At 55.6% G+C, this 13,454-nt stretch carries 11 protein-coding genes; 4 read left to right on the top strand and 7 right to left on the bottom strand.

All coding sequences use genetic code 11. The features are described 5' to 3' along the window. Positions 1-226: 226 nt before the first annotated feature. Positions 227-742 carry an antirestriction protein ArdA gene (locus ACFQDM_RS14065; protein ID WP_377380060.1) on the top strand — a complete coding sequence of 172 codons (516 nt, stop codon included), beginning with the start codon at positions 227-229 and terminating at the stop codon, positions 740-742. A 45-nt stretch (positions 743-787) separates the two neighbouring features. On the opposite strand, the gene ACFQDM_RS14070 is transcribed toward ACFQDM_RS14065, so the two are convergent. From ACFQDM_RS14070 to ACFQDM_RS14090, 5 genes are read right to left on the bottom strand one after another with little or no spacing between them, the layout of a single operon-like run. Next, positions 788-2,044, bottom strand: coding sequence for a relaxase/mobilization nuclease domain-containing protein (locus ACFQDM_RS14070; protein ID WP_377380062.1), 1,257 nt, complete (start codon positions 2,042-2,044; stop codon positions 788-790). Between the two features lies 1 nt (position 2,045). Beyond that, complete coding sequence (locus tag ACFQDM_RS14075; RefSeq protein ID WP_377380064.1) at positions 2,046-2,483, bottom strand: hypothetical protein; 438 nt, start codon at positions 2,481-2,483, stop codon at positions 2,046-2,048. Continuing rightward, positions 2,477-2,716 carry a hypothetical protein gene (locus ACFQDM_RS14080; protein ID WP_377380066.1) on the bottom strand — a complete coding sequence of 80 codons (240 nt, stop codon included), beginning with the start codon at positions 2,714-2,716 and terminating at the stop codon, positions 2,477-2,479. The genes ACFQDM_RS14075 and ACFQDM_RS14080 overlap by 7 nt, the downstream gene beginning before the upstream one ends. Positions 2,717-2,748: 32 nt before the next feature. Then, a complete protein-coding gene (locus tag ACFQDM_RS14085; RefSeq protein WP_377380068.1) occupies positions 2,749-3,861 on the bottom strand; it encodes a TIGR03032 family protein in 1,113 nt (370 codons plus the stop codon). Positions 3,862-3,882: 21 nt separating this feature from the next. Continuing rightward, positions 3,883-8,682 carry an autotransporter domain-containing protein gene (locus ACFQDM_RS14090; protein ID WP_377380070.1) on the bottom strand — a complete coding sequence of 1,600 codons (4,800 nt, stop codon included), beginning with the start codon at positions 8,680-8,682 and terminating at the stop codon, positions 3,883-3,885. Positions 8,683-9,014: 332 nt separating this feature from the next. Here ACFQDM_RS14090 and ACFQDM_RS14095 point away from each other — a divergent pair, with 332 nt between their 5' ends. Together ACFQDM_RS14095 and ACFQDM_RS14100 are read left to right on the top strand one after the other, a co-directional pair. Further along, positions 9,015-10,100: a sensor histidine kinase gene (locus ACFQDM_RS14095; RefSeq protein WP_377380072.1), complete on the top strand. Its 1,086-nt coding sequence runs from the start codon at positions 9,015-9,017 to the stop codon at positions 10,098-10,100. After that, a complete protein-coding gene (locus tag ACFQDM_RS14100; protein WP_377380074.1) occupies positions 10,097-10,891 on the top strand; it encodes a LytR/AlgR family response regulator transcription factor in 795 nt (264 codons plus the stop codon). The genes ACFQDM_RS14095 and ACFQDM_RS14100 overlap by 4 nt, the downstream gene beginning before the upstream one ends. A gap of 101 nt (positions 10,892-10,992) precedes the next feature. Here the strand turns inward: ACFQDM_RS14100 and ACFQDM_RS14105 are convergent, their stop codons facing one another. Then, on the bottom strand, positions 10,993-11,871 hold the full coding sequence (locus ACFQDM_RS14105) for a hypothetical protein (RefSeq protein ID WP_377380076.1): 879 nt from the start codon (positions 11,869-11,871) through the stop codon (positions 10,993-10,995). A gap of 112 nt (positions 11,872-11,983) precedes the next feature. Between ACFQDM_RS14105 and ACFQDM_RS14110 the strand changes: the two genes are divergently transcribed. Further along, positions 11,984-12,658 (top strand): Fe2+-dependent dioxygenase, encoded by a 675-nt coding sequence (locus ACFQDM_RS14110; protein WP_377380078.1) that lies wholly within the window; start codon positions 11,984-11,986, stop codon positions 12,656-12,658. Here the strand turns inward: ACFQDM_RS14110 and ACFQDM_RS14115 are convergent. After that, a complete protein-coding gene (locus ACFQDM_RS14115; protein ID WP_377380080.1) occupies positions 12,655-13,305 on the bottom strand; it encodes a TetR/AcrR family transcriptional regulator in 651 nt (216 codons plus the stop codon). The genes ACFQDM_RS14110 and ACFQDM_RS14115 overlap by 4 nt on opposite strands. Positions 13,306-13,454: the final 149 nt, after the last annotated feature.

The following is a 13,454-nucleotide window of genomic DNA, read 5'->3' on the forward strand; positions in this document are numbered from 1 at the left end:
AACTGAAGGTCGAAAGTTATTTCTGGACCACTATGACGCGCTAATTCGCGCTTGTAATAAGCTTAGGGGCCAGCCCCTCAGCGCACTTCGATTAAAATAGACGGTCTCCCGAGGTTCGCAGACAAGCTGCTGCACCCGCCGTCGATTTTCACGCTCCGTTTGCACACCCCGTTCTCGGCGAAGGCCAAGGTTGCATGAGCAACCCTTACCTGACGGAGGTCTTCAAATGACAAAGAACGGAGAAATCAGAATTTATGTAGCCTGTCTCGCAGCCTATAATAACGGCTACCTGCATGGGGCTTGGATCGATGCCACGCTTGGCGAAAACGCAATCTGGGATCAGATCAACGAGGTTTTGAAAACCTCACCCATGCCGAATGCGGAAGAATGGGCGCTGCACGACTATGAAGGCTTCGAAGGGCTGAATATTTCTGAATACGAAGGTATTCAAAGCGTGGTGGAAAAGGCCGAGTTTATCAAAGAGCATGGCCGATTAGGTGCGGAAATCGTAAGTCACTATGGCGACTTTGACACCGCTAAGCGCGCTTTAGAGGACGACTATGCAGGGCAATATGACAGCCTCGCCGACTTCGCGCAGGAGATCACCGAAGAGACAAGCGAAATCCCTATCCATCTCCAACACTACATTGATTGGGAACGGATGGGACGAGACTTAGAAATCAACGATGTCCTGGCCATCGATATGGGCTATCGCGAAGTCCATGTGTTCTGGAATCGATAAGAAAAACGCCGGAGCAAGCTCCGGCGTTTCACGTTGTTTTCTTTTTTAAAGGCTGAGGCTGCGACCACGATCTTTCTTTCGCCCGTGTTCGCGTTGTTTCGAAATCTCTGCAATTTCATCCAGCAGATTTTGGCGATCAGTCTTAGCTTTCTGAAGGTCGTTGTCTCGCTTGATGTCTTTGAGAAATGACCTGCGATCTTGCTTGTGGCGCTCGATCTGGAAATCCAATTCGTCACGGTCGCGCTGCAATGCCCTTTCAAACTCAAGCTTGTTTTGCCTCGCGATACGGAAATGCTCCCCGGTCAGCACGTCCCAAACACCTTTGAGGCCATGCCTGAAACGAGATTGGCGCATCAGTGTTTCATCAGCTTGCCGAATGGCGTGCTGCTCCAGCAGCGCTCTGCGTTCAGCGCGTTGCTTCGTAACGAGAGATTTCTTTTCTTCCTGATACCGTTCTTTTACAGCTCGCGCTTTCGCTTCAAGTTCCAGAACGAAGCTTGTTAGTTTGTTCTGTACCAGCTTACTCGCTTCCATCTTCGAGTTCTCGAGACTTGGTAAGTCTTGAATAGAGGTGAACCGCTCTCGAACCTGTTTTGTTTTCAAGCCCAACTGTCTCGGAACCGAATACACTTCGCCAAAGCGATCCACTGCGACCACGCCGCGCCTGTCGCCTTTGGCGAGAACGTATCCTCGTTCTGCCAAAGCATGCTTGAAGCCTGCGGCTGTATCAGATGTTGCCCAGGCATCTTGAAATGCTTGTTTGATGATGCGCGGGTCCTGGCCATTACGTTTGGCTTGCTGCCATTCTTCCAGAGTGAAGTTTAAAGGATCGCGCAGAGCGTTGTTGATATAACCAGCAGGTATGCGCCAACCATGTTCAAGGTAAAGCTCTTTTGAGACAGCATTGAGTTTACGTTTAGAATGGGAAAGCTGAATGGCTTTCATCTCGTCTGTGTCGATACGGTTCCAAACCACATGGGCATGGCGGCGACCTTCCTTCTCGTGAAAGACAATCGCGCGTGGTTGGTCTGTCAGTCCAAGAGACTTCTCTGCCTTGTCTATCGCCCTCTCAAAATCTTCTGTGCTGACGTTTTCTTCGCCTGGCGGGTTAAACGATAAAGAGAATAGATACTGGCGGCACTTCGTGCCCTTGCTCATCGCTTCAGCTTCTTTGAAGGCGCTATGAAGATCATCAGAGACGAAGCCCTTTATTTCATGAACAATCACGTGATCATTCTCATCCTTAGTCAGGTGGTTGGCGAGATCACGCGCGCCGCCTCTTTGATTGCCGACAAGGATCATTTCAGGCTTTCCCCATTGCGGAGATGAGCGTGTCGCGCATGTCTTTGATATCCTGACATGCGAGCGCGAGTTCGGCCTCAAGTTCGTCAGATACAGGTAATGCGCCCATGTGCGCGGCCTTAGCGATCTGGTTCATATTTTGAGCCAGGCGCGATTTGCCTAGCAGACCGAGCAGTTTTGCGAGGACAACATGATCGACGTTCGGCTTGTTGGATTTACGAGAGGGCCGACGAAACGATGTCGTCATGCTCTCGCCGAAAAGCTGTTCTCGGATGTGAGCACTCAACGTTTTGCTACCTGCGTCACGCTCAAGCAAAGCGCGTTCATCTAGCGAGAGACGCAGCGAAATGGGCGAAGGGTGTTTTGATTTTCGTGTCTTCGGCGGCAGTAGTGCTTCAGAGAAACCGGACACGCACTCGTCTTTGCGTTGTTCTAGCATGGAGACGGTCCTCCACGTTTTGATGTCGCATTCGCGCTTTTCTCTGAGGTACAGTTTTCATCGCCAGTCAGTAAGTTCTGATCGATGTGCCGAAGTTGTTCCTCCCAGTTTTTCAGTTCCTCGAAGAGTGCTGCGAAGTCCTGACTGTCGCAGATTTCAGTGTTTTCTGAGTTTGCACATTCCCCTTCGGGGCGCGCCATTACTTGGACTTCACGGCAAATCGCTTTGCTCATGTCTCCGCGCGGGCGGGCTCGCGCCCGCCGACCTAATCGGGGTCCGCTGGGCGTAACGCGCCGAACTCCTGCTCAAAGCTGTAGAGCGACTGTATTTCTGAGCTCTGTGTTCCGACCGCCATTGGGCATGTCTTGCCTGCGATGACGGCGACATCGAAAAGCTCCTCGATCACGCCGACCAGCTTGATGAATTCGACGATTGATCCCGTGCGTGTGTCTACGATCAGGACGCCGCACCATGGCTCGCCATCGCGACTTTTTAATTCGTCGTCGAGCGCCAGTCCGTCGAAATTGCCCTTGCGAGGTTTGGAAACCGTCACCAGCGCGTGATGGCCGACAAAGGACAGGCCTCGCAGGAAGCCTGGACAAAAGGCGATGTCCGTCTTTTCGCCGGTCTCGCGATCAACCTGGATCAGATAGCCACGACCTGAATCGAGCGCCCATAACTTGCCATTATGGACGCGCGGGCTGTGCGGCATGGAGAGCTGGTCGGTGACGACACGATCATTCTCGATGTCGATGATGACGCCGCCTTCGTGCCGCCGCTCGCGCCAACCGCTGACAATGTCGCTCTGGCTGACAGCCGTGACATAGCGAGGATAGCCATCCTCCATGGCCATGCCATTCAGGTGACAGCGATCTTCCGGTGCGAGCTGCGAAATGAATTTCGGCTTCCACAAAGGGCGAAAACCAAACCGCGGGCTGAGGGTCGCAAGACATGAGAATTTGGTGTTTACGAATATGCAGCGGCCCTTCTGGTCAACCGCCAGTTCGTGCACGTCGATATCGCCCGTCGTCTGCGCGTTGCGCGGGACGTAGAGCGCGTCGAATGCCTTGTTTGCCCGCTCATTGGCGTTGAGCGTGTTTTCCAGCCGCCAGATCTGGTATAATCCGCCCAGATACAGTCGATCGCGTCCGGCATGGACGCCCATTGCCCGCTGAAAGGCCTGTTGATGCAGTGAGACCTTTCCGTCAGGCAGAAGACCGATCAGGAAAAGGCGCCCCGACTGGTAGGAGGTAAAGGCAATCGAGCATTTATGCTGGCCAAGCCATCGCGCAAAGCCGCGCGATAGCTCGATCCGGGTATCCTGTGCCGCCCCGTCATAGGGGGCGGCATGAGCGGTATTGCTCTGTTTTTCTTCCATTATAATAACCCGTCTGGTTCGCTAGAAGCGCAGGCGGAACCCGCCGCGACCGGTGCCGCCGCTGACATCACCGAACAGCAATTCGCCTTCAGCAAAGAAGACAAACCGCTCGCTGATCTCCAGCGTCAGCCCTGCTTCCCCGCGACCGTAAAGCGAAGGTGCCTTGTCGGCTAGTGCGATGGTCTGGCTGCCTGAGGTAAAGGCGATGCCGTTTTCACCGCTCAGTTCCTTCTCGGCGAACAGCCCCAGATGTGGAATGAACGTCAGGCCGCCGCTTTCAAACTGCGTTCCAGCGCGTGCACCTGTGCGCAGGCGCATGCTTTCCGCCGTATCAAAGCTGAAGCTGGCGCCGGTGAAATTGAGCGTATCAATCTCTGCGCTGACCCAGTTGATGCCGACCACCGGCTCGATGAAGTAGCTTTCGTCACCGAGGCGTGCCCCTGCCTCCGCCGCGAGGCCGAATGCGGTGGTGTCGAAATCTGTATCTTCGTCAACACTGGTCAGCTCCACCTCTACGTCAGCAAAGTCAGCCTTGGCGAGCGCATCGACAAAGAACATTCCGTTGGTCCAGCCGCCATGGACGCCGACATTATAGCTATCAACACGATAGCGGTTGTCGGTTTGGGCCAGCGTGGTTTCGTTATTGCCGAAGCCCAAGGTCAGGCCGAAGCGCGTGTTGCCTTTGGTGTAGGCGACGCCGCCCTGACCGCCACTATAGCTGGTGTCGCTCTGCAGAGTTTCGGCATAGTCAGCTCCGTCAAAGGCAATCGCGTAGTCCTGTGCGTCGCGATCCCGGCTGCCGCCATAATACTGTGCCCACATCGCAACACCTGGCTGAGGAGCGATCCGTGCCTGCGCAGTTTGCTTCGCCCAGGCGTCAGTGCCGTGCTGCCAGCTGTCGGTGATGTTGCTGCCAAGTCGCACAGGTTCGAGCACTTCAATGTCTGGAGCCATGGCAACCGCCAGTGTGTCCGCTTCCATCGTCAGACGATAGTTGAGGAAGCCTGCGTCTTCTGCACCTGCCGCCATGACGAAGGCATCGTCTGCGACGTCACCGGTAAAGCTGATCAGGTCTGAAACCGTATCGAGCGTTACGACGTCGTCACTGCTGAAACGCACAGATGTCGTTCCTGTCACGTCTCGGAGGATCAGCTCGTCCTGTTCACCAGATGCCTCGGCAGACAAATCAAATGCGATCGTGCTGCCATCATCGCCATGGAAGCTGAGATTGGAGAGATCGAGCACGTCATCGCCATTTCCAGCTGAGAAGGCGATGAGCCCCTGATTGTTGATCTGCTCGAGCCCGTCGAAGAAGACATCACCCTCAACTGCGATTGTGCCACTGTTGGTCAGCACATCGTTACCGCCGCCGAAATAGCTGATGCCGTTCGCGAAGAAGGTGCCGCCATTGTCGAAATGGCTGGAGCGATCATCGAGACGGACGCGGCCATAAAGGGCACCGCCGTCCGCGATAATGATGTTTGTTGCCGGAAGCTCGGTGGGTATCGCCTGCGCGGCGGCAGCCAGACCGATTCCGCCTCCAATTGGACCGGGCAGGCCAGGTCCGTCTTCAGGTAGTTCCTCAGCAACATAGTCTTCGACAATCAGAGCATAGCCGTCTGCCGCGCTGCGCAGCGCACCTCCGGCAGCAATGGTGAGCGAGGTTTCGCCATTGGTGATCATACGAACGCCTGCGCCCTGCTCAGCCAGTACATCACCCTGTACGGTTGCTTCAATCGCACCGCCGGTCTGATTGCGCAGATACAACGCATCAGCATCTGCGCCTGTTGTCTGCACCGTGCCGACCGTTACCGATTGGTCAGCAATCGACCATTCGTCGCCTTCCAGATCAATCGAGAGGCCATGCGCACCATCGCCGCTGGTGACGACGCTGCCAGCCTCGACGGTGATATCACCAAACGCTGAGGCCACTTCAATGCCAATCGAGGCCGGACCCGCAGGCAGTTCGCCATCACCGCCGCCATAAAGCCCTGAGCCATACGGGAAGGGCGGCAGGTCCGGGCCAATCGGGCCGCCGTAGTAATCGCCCGGATCGAAGACATAGCTGCCACCAGTCGTTTCAACGGAATCGACTTTGATTGTCACCGGGCCTACGCCTGTTGCGACGATTCCCTGCGCGGAATCACCAGTGGTCGTGACGCTGCCGGCCTCGATCATCAGACCGTCCGTTTCGATGATTTCTTCCGTTTCGTTGATTGGCGGTGCGATCAGTCCTTCGGCATGAATACCAATGCTGTAGTCGCCTGCGGTTTCAACCGAGCCGACCAGAATTTCGCCAGAGGTCACACTTTGTGACTGAATGCCGGTACTGCGCGCGCCGCTGGTGGCAACGCGGTCGATTTCAATACGGTGTCCGCCTGTACGTGAGGCGATGTCCATGCCGACAGAATAGTCACCAAGCGTTTCGATCTCGCCACCAACAATTTCGGTGCTGGTAAAAGTGTAGAAGCTCGCTTCATAACCCGCAAAGGTCGAAACCCCTGCTGCGCCCGAACCTTCGGTTCGGATTGAATCAAACGCGATGTCGGTGTTGCCGAAAAACTGCCGAACGCTGATGCCATCGCCATAATTGGCGTGTGTGACAATATCTCCGGCCGTGACCGAGATCTGCGCGTCGAGATAGCGGGTATCGCTGGCGCCGTTGACGGAAATACCTGCGCCAGCATCAATCTGGTTCACGACGATATTTGCGCTGGTGCGCGTGGATACGCGTATCGCGTCGCCAAAGCCGGTGCTACCTTCCCATTCACTGGTAAAGCCGCTGACATTGATGCTCTCGACTTCAACTTGAATGTGGCCTTGCGCGGTCAGATCGATGCCCTGGGTTGAGTAGGCGTCTTCCGCCTCGACGGTCACGTCGCCCAATTTGAGCGCGATACCGCCATTCTCGCTGGTTACCTTGACCGCAGAAGGCGCAATATAGCCAAACCCGTCTCGTGCGGCGACTTCGCCGCCCGAGACGTAAACTGATCCAATATCGGCGGTGATGTCGCCATCCTCCAAAAAGAGCGTCACACCTGCCGCACCGTCACTGTCGACGGAGATGCTGTCTGCCGAGAATTCCATGTCGCCTTGACCAGCGTAGATTTCGACACCAATCGAATGCTGCTCGGACGTGATATCGACAGTGCCGAGGTCAAGCGCCACCCCTTGGCCTGCATCGATCAGAACACCGGTAGAGGCGTTACCCATTGCAGTGACGCTATCGACGCTTCCGGATACTTCACCGTTAACAACGGCTACGACGCCATAGCTGCCATAACCTTCAATCGTAACAGACCCCAGTGTCAGGTCGGCATCGGTGCCTGCTCCACCATTCCAGATGACAAACCCATCGGAATAATCGCCGCTTGTATGGATCGTTTCGACAGCGGCTTCGACATTACCCTGCGCGTTGATTTCGACCGCGATCGAAGTGTCGCCGTCGGTTGTGACATCGCCGGCATCGAGTGTTGCGTTGCCGCCACTGATCAAATGAATGCCGCGTGCGTTTTCTCCGCTGGTTGAAACCGTCTCGCTGGATACGTTCACACCACCATTTTCACTTTCAACAAGAATGCCAGTCAGGTCACTTCCCGTTGTCGTCACATTGCCACTGATCAGCGTTGCGGTGCCGTCGGTTGTCGCCATCTCGATGCCGTTCGCGCCATCGCCCGCTGTGGTGACAGTACCGCTAGTGAGGTCAGCGTCGAGCAATGCAGCGACCGAGATGCCGACAGCCCCGTCGCCAGTCGTCGCCACGCTGCCACTGGTGCCATAGAGATTATACTCACGGCTAATCGCCAATATGCCAAAGGCGTCGTCGCCGCTTGTCTCAATGCTTTCCGATTCGAAGAAAACCCCGCCGACTGCATCGATATCGACACCGGTCGCGCGCTCACCGCTCGTAATCACCGATTCACTGTATACTTCTGCGCTGCTCGTGCCGGTCGTCACGCGAATGCCGACGGAATCATCGCCGGATGTTTCGACACTCGTGCTCTCAATTCGCGCGGCTATGTCGGCGGCAACATCAATGCCGGCTGAGCGATCGCCTTCGGTCGTGACTGAATTACTTCGCACAGAGGCCAATTGCGAGGTGACTGTTATTCCCGTCGCATCATCGCCATGGGTTTCGAGCGTGTTGCTGTCGACGATGCCATACGAATAGGCTTCCACAACAATGCCTGCCGAACCGTTGCCATGCGTAACCAGCGTCTGGCTCTGAACTTCTGCATTATAGAGGTCGGAGACAGCGTGAATACCGACCGCATTCTCGCCAAAGGTTTCCACGGCGACCGTACCGACATGGGCTGAGCCGACTGTGTAGGAGCCATAGCCATAAGGAGAAGTGACGGTCTGACCTTCGGATCGGGCATAGATGCCCGTCGATCCGTCACCATGTGTCACCACTTCGCCCAGGTCGGCATAGGCGTCGCCCGCAGCTTCCAGCCACAGACCTTCCGAATTGTCACCGCTCGTTTCAATGTCGCCGCCCAGCACCTGCGCTCTGCCGCCATTGGAATCGATCAGCAGGCCCGGTGCGTCGACTTCATCAATGACGATCGAATCAACGACGGTATAGATATCGTCATCGCTGACAATCGCGACCGGATCTTGCGAAACGATGGAAGGATCATCGAGCGGCTCGTCTTCTGCCGCGACGGCTGTTGTCACTGCCAGAGCGCTGGTCTGGTGCTGCTTCACAGGGGCTTGCTGCGCCATTGCCGGTGCGGCGAGCATCAATGCGGTACATCCCATTGCCGTACCCAGCAGTCGTACGCGCAGGCTGGTCAGGCCTTTCGCGGCGTCGTTGGCCATAGGGCTAGAAAATAAAGTCACTCGAATGTCCTTCTTCGAAACAGTTCATATCAATCGATCGGGAGAGCGCCCCTGGGAAGCGCCTTTTGTGACGTCCCCGGCTGATCCCGTCAGCACCGGACTTCCGGCAAATGTCGTGGGAGAGCGCAGGCAAAGCGATCCTTACTGGCGCTTGCGATCGAAGCTCCCGGCCCGAAATCGAAGTGGTTTCGACATCGAGCAATGTCATGAAGTACTGCCTAGCGCGGCAATGCTAACGGTTTTGCAATGAATGACCGCTGAGATGCCATGAACGCCAGTAAGGCCGCATGGCCGACGGGAAAAAGACCGCTATGCAAGAAGATATGAAGCTGAGCGTTATTCCGCCGCCCGAGAAATCGGCACGTTCCGTATGGCCTCCCGCCATCGTCGCGATCCTGTTGGTCTGGGTTTTTTACTTCTTCACCAAAACCGGGGTCGGGCTGATCATTGCGGATGGCTGGCAATATATTGATCAGCGCGCTGTCGTCATGGCGTTTGGTATCGCGCTGTCACTGCTGATCGTGGTGATATTGGAAGCCGCATGGAACTGGCCTGTCTGGGCCAAGATCATTCTGATCGTCGTTCTCGCCTGCGTGGTGGCGATTCCCTATGCCGCCTTCAACTGGTTGCTGCTGTTCTACCTCGAAGGCGATCTGGATCAATGGTTGCTGACCATGATGGCCAGCTGGGGCCAGAGCGCCCATCTCTATCTTGCCATCACAGTGGTGATCGTCGCGACGCAATACTCGACGTCTTTGCTGGCGCGCGAGGAGCGGATGCACGCGATGGAAACTGCGGCACGAACACTGGAGCTGCGAGCGCTGCGTTATCAGGTCAATCCGCATTTCCTGTTCAACGTTCTCAATTCGGTAGCGGCACTCGTGAGCGACGATGAACGTGACCGGGCGCAGACTATGCTGGCTAATCTGGCAGCCTATTATCGAACATCGCTGACGCTTGATCCGATGGCAGATGTCACTCTGAAAGAGGAAATCGCTGCGCAGCTGCTCTATATCGAGATCGAGCGCGTGCGCTTTCCAGATAGGCTGGCGGTGGAAATCAATATTCCACCGGAATTGGAAACCGTTCTGGTTCCCAGTCTGATCCTGCAGCCGATTGTCGAGAACAGCGTCAAACACTCTGTGGCGACGTCCTCGGGGCAGGTTCTTCTTGCCATCAGCGCGAAAGCGGAGGGCGACAATTTGAAGATCATCATCAGCGATCGTGTCAGCGATTCCGAACTGCGAGATCGCTCACAATCCAGCGGTACCAGTACGGGCCTGCGTAATGTGCGCGCACGGCTCAATTCCCGTTTTGGTGAAGCAGCCCGCGTCAATTCAACGCCCACCGCAACCGGATATGAAACTACGCTGGTCTTTCCTGTCGAGCAGCCATGACAGATCACGTCAGGCCAGACCCGATCACCATCTGCATCGTCGATGATGAACCACTTGCCAGAAGGCGACTGACACAGTTGCTGGCTGACCTTTCTGACATTGAGATTGTCGCTTCAGCCTGCGACGGGCGGGATGCTTTGGGGAAAGTGAGCTCGCATAAGCCGGAATTGCTGCTCCTCGACATAGAAATGCCGCATGTCGACGGCTTCGACGTCATTGAGACGCTTCAGACAACAGGTGATGTCACGGCGCCGCCTCTGATCATCTTCACCACGGCCTTTCCTGATTTTGCAGCGCAGGCATATGAGACCGGAGCGATCGATTTTCTCACCAAGCCGGTCCAGCCCGAACGATTGGCGATCGCGTTGGAAAGGGCACGATCGGCACTATTGGCGCGTGATGCAATGGCGCGGCTCGAACTGCTCCAGTCCCGGCTCGACTCGCTGCGTCGCGACCGCGCTGCCATCGAACTGCAGAATCCGATCTGGGTTGCAAGCCGGGGCGATATGGTGCGCATCTTTCCGCGCGATATCGATCACATCACGGCAGAGGGCGAATATGTTTCGCTGCACGTGGGAGAAAATCGCTATCTGCAGCGCGGTGTCATTTCGCGCTTTCTTGAAGAGGTCGACGATCCCGAACTCATTCGCGTCCACAGATCGCATGCGGTACGCCGCGACCGGATAGAGCGAACCTCACGCAATCAATGGGGCGCCCCGTTACTGCATCTGAGCAATGGTGCCGTGATCCCGGTGGGACGCAAATATCTGGATGTGCTGAAACGTCTTTAGCATGATGCGCGACTTTCGCATTTGCGTCGTCTTTGCGAGGCAGTAGCCATAAAAAAAGCCCGCAGAGATATCTGCGGGCTTTTCCTGAAATGCGAGGGGACCTACTCGGAAAGCGTCAGCTGGATGTTTGAACCTGCCGCTGTGAGTGCAGCCGGATTAGCTGGCAGTTCTTCCGGGCGCAGGACGCTTGGATAGGCGTCTCCAAGAAGGCCGAGAGCCGACTCGATTGCGCCGGCGGTATCGGGATAATCCGCGGCGATCATATCTTTGGATTTCTCATAGTGTGCCTGCGCAGCCTTATAGAAGCCGTAGCCGTCAAGATATGGCTCATACTCGTCGGTTTCTGCGATCAGCGTGTACATGTATGCGGCGCGGTCGATCTGGTCTGCGACGACACCGGCAGCGACGCGTGCGTCGCTCATGCCGTTGTCTGGCGCTTTTTCTTCAGCAGCGCGAAGCGTCTCGATGATTTCGGCAGTGCGTTCGGTGATCTCGTCTCCATCAGCGCCGTCGAAGACCGCGATGGATGCGTTTGTCAGAAGATCATCGAAGTTCTCGACGCCGCGCTCCTGCAGATAAGGGCCAACGTCGAAAAGAACTTCCGAAACCGGGTGCGCGAACATTTCAGCAGCGGCCTGCGTCTCGCCAGCGAGGAAGGCATCGCGCGCCGCCACAATGTGCGCTTCGGTGATGGCAAGCGCAGACGTAAAGACGATTGGATCTGTGCCTGCCTGCTCAATGGCCACGCCGCCTTCACCTTCGCCCGATTCCTGTGGGGCCACGTCCATGGCAGCGGAATCGTCCATGTCTGGCGTTGACGTTTCAGCAGCTTCCGGCGCTTCTGTTTCGAGCTCGGGCGCTGGTGTGGCGGTTTCTGACGGTGCAGGTGTGGAGCCCTGTCCGCAAGCTGCAAGAAGAGTCGAGCCGGCAAGTGCGGCGCCTAATCCAAGATGGGTCCAGCGTTTTGTTTCGGTTTTCAAGGTTGTCTCTTCCTTTTTTCGAACGACAAGCTGTCGCAAGGCGTGCATGTTGTGTTCATCCAGATTTCGTCTAAGAAACACGAATGCAACTCATTCACAAGAATTGATCCTCATGTTTTTGACCGTTGGAAACGCATTAACCGAAAAACAATTGGCTGATACACGCAAGGCGCTTGCTCTCATCAACTGGAGGTCCGGTAAGGAGACAGCTGGACCAACGGCCAGAGCGGTCAAAGAAAACGATCAAGCCGATTTGAACACGAAGTCCGGCAAGTCACTTCGCGATGCTCTGAAAAAGATCATTTTCCTCAACCCTATTGTTCAGGCATATGCCCGTCCCGCACGTATCTCTGCGCCGCTTATCAGCCGAACACGGAATGGGGGTGGATACGGTCTGCATGTCGACAATACCGTGATGGGGCGTGGTGCTGAGCAGGTTCGAACGGATCTCTCATTCACGCTGTTTCTCAATGATCCTGAGAGCTATGAGGGCGGCGCTCTCGCGATTGAACATTCCGGCAGAACGCACAGAGCGAAATGCAAAGCCGGCGACATGGTGATTTATCCATCTACCACTTTGCATGGTGTGGAACCGGTCATGTCAGGAGAGCGGATTGTCTGTGTTGGATGGATACAGAGCGCGTTCCGGTCTGCAGACCAGCGCGATATTCTGTTTGATCTCGAAAATCTTAAAACCGAACTCGCGAAATCCTATGATGCGAACAGTCCTGAAATGCTGACGCTTGCCAAAACCATGGGCAATCTTAAGCGCATGTGGATGGACTAGAGCTTTTCCAGAGCGGTCATTGCGGCGTTAGAAACTGGGGCTGTCGCGCCCGCCGTGATCATGTCGATCAGCGTTTCCACCTTATACTCGAACGCCGATGTTTCACCGAGATTCATCGCTTCGAATGCTGCAAGACCAAACACACACTGGTCAGCAACAGAGGCAATCCGCGTCTGGACAATATCTGTCGGCAGATAGCGTATGAGAGCCTCGATATGGCCCAACAGCTCTGTCCATGCCGTCATGAGTTCGGTCGGCGCTAGCTCAATGGTCAGATGTTTCTCCTGATAGGCGCGGCTGAGAAACTGTACATAGTGATTGCCCTCCGGACGGGGGCGCAACTCTTCGGCCATCGGCCAGACAAGCGCACTGATCAGGCTACGCATGTCATTCAGGCGACCATTCTTTTTAAGCGTATCAAGGCGCGCCTGGCGATCGGGATTGATCTTTGCCATGCGATGAATGAACACCGCCTCTACAAGTGCGTCACGAGACCCGAAATGATACTGAATGGCGGAGGTGTTCTTGTGTCCGGCCGCTTCGCTGATCTGGCGTAGCGCAATGCCGTGCAGGCCAAATTCTGCAAAAAGCTTCTCGGCGGCTATGACGATGGCTTCCCGACTATCCCGCTGCTCGACACTGATCATTTAATACACTCGAATTATAAGAGGTGACGTTTATCTGATTAGAAGACTACAGATAGTGGTCATCATTGATATTATAATGCGTATGCATTAAATCGATCCAAAAGAGCGCCGCGAATCGCACGTGGTCGAACTTTCAGGGAGATAGAACG

The sequence above is a fragment of the Ponticaulis profundi genome (assembly GCF_042659465.1).
GTDB lineage: Bacteria > Pseudomonadota > Alphaproteobacteria > Caulobacterales > Hyphomonadaceae > Ponticaulis > Ponticaulis profundi.

Bases quoted from the DNA above. Each gene is read 5' to 3' on its own strand.
- ACFQDM_RS14065 (WP_377380060.1), top strand. From the start codon at position 227: ATGACAAAGAACGGAGAAATCAGAATTTATGTAGCCTGTCTCGCAGCC.
- ACFQDM_RS14070 (WP_377380062.1), bottom strand. From the start codon at position 2,044: ATGATCCTTGTCGGCAATCAAAGAGGCGGCGCGCGTGATCTCGCCAAC.
- ACFQDM_RS14075 (WP_377380064.1), bottom strand. From the start codon at position 2,483: ATGCTAGAACAACGCAAAGACGAGTGCGTGTCCGGTTTCTCTGAAGCA.
- ACFQDM_RS14080 (WP_377380066.1), bottom strand. From the start codon at position 2,716: ATGAGCAAAGCGATTTGCCGTGAAGTCCAAGTAATGGCGCGCCCCGAA.
- ACFQDM_RS14085 (WP_377380068.1), bottom strand. From the start codon at position 3,861: ATGGAAGAAAAACAGAGCAATACCGCTCATGCCGCCCCCTATGACGGG.
- ACFQDM_RS14090 (WP_377380070.1), bottom strand. From the start codon at position 8,682: ATGGCCAACGACGCCGCGAAAGGCCTGACCAGCCTGCGCGTACGACTG.
- ACFQDM_RS14095 (WP_377380072.1), top strand. From the start codon at position 9,015: ATGCAAGAAGATATGAAGCTGAGCGTTATTCCGCCGCCCGAGAAATCG.
- ACFQDM_RS14100 (WP_377380074.1), top strand. From the start codon at position 10,097: ATGACAGATCACGTCAGGCCAGACCCGATCACCATCTGCATCGTCGAT.
- ACFQDM_RS14110 (WP_377380078.1), top strand. From the start codon at position 11,984: ATGTTTTTGACCGTTGGAAACGCATTAACCGAAAAACAATTGGCTGAT.
- ACFQDM_RS14115 (WP_377380080.1), bottom strand. From the start codon at position 13,305: ATGATCAGTGTCGAGCAGCGGGATAGTCGGGAAGCCATCGTCATAGCC.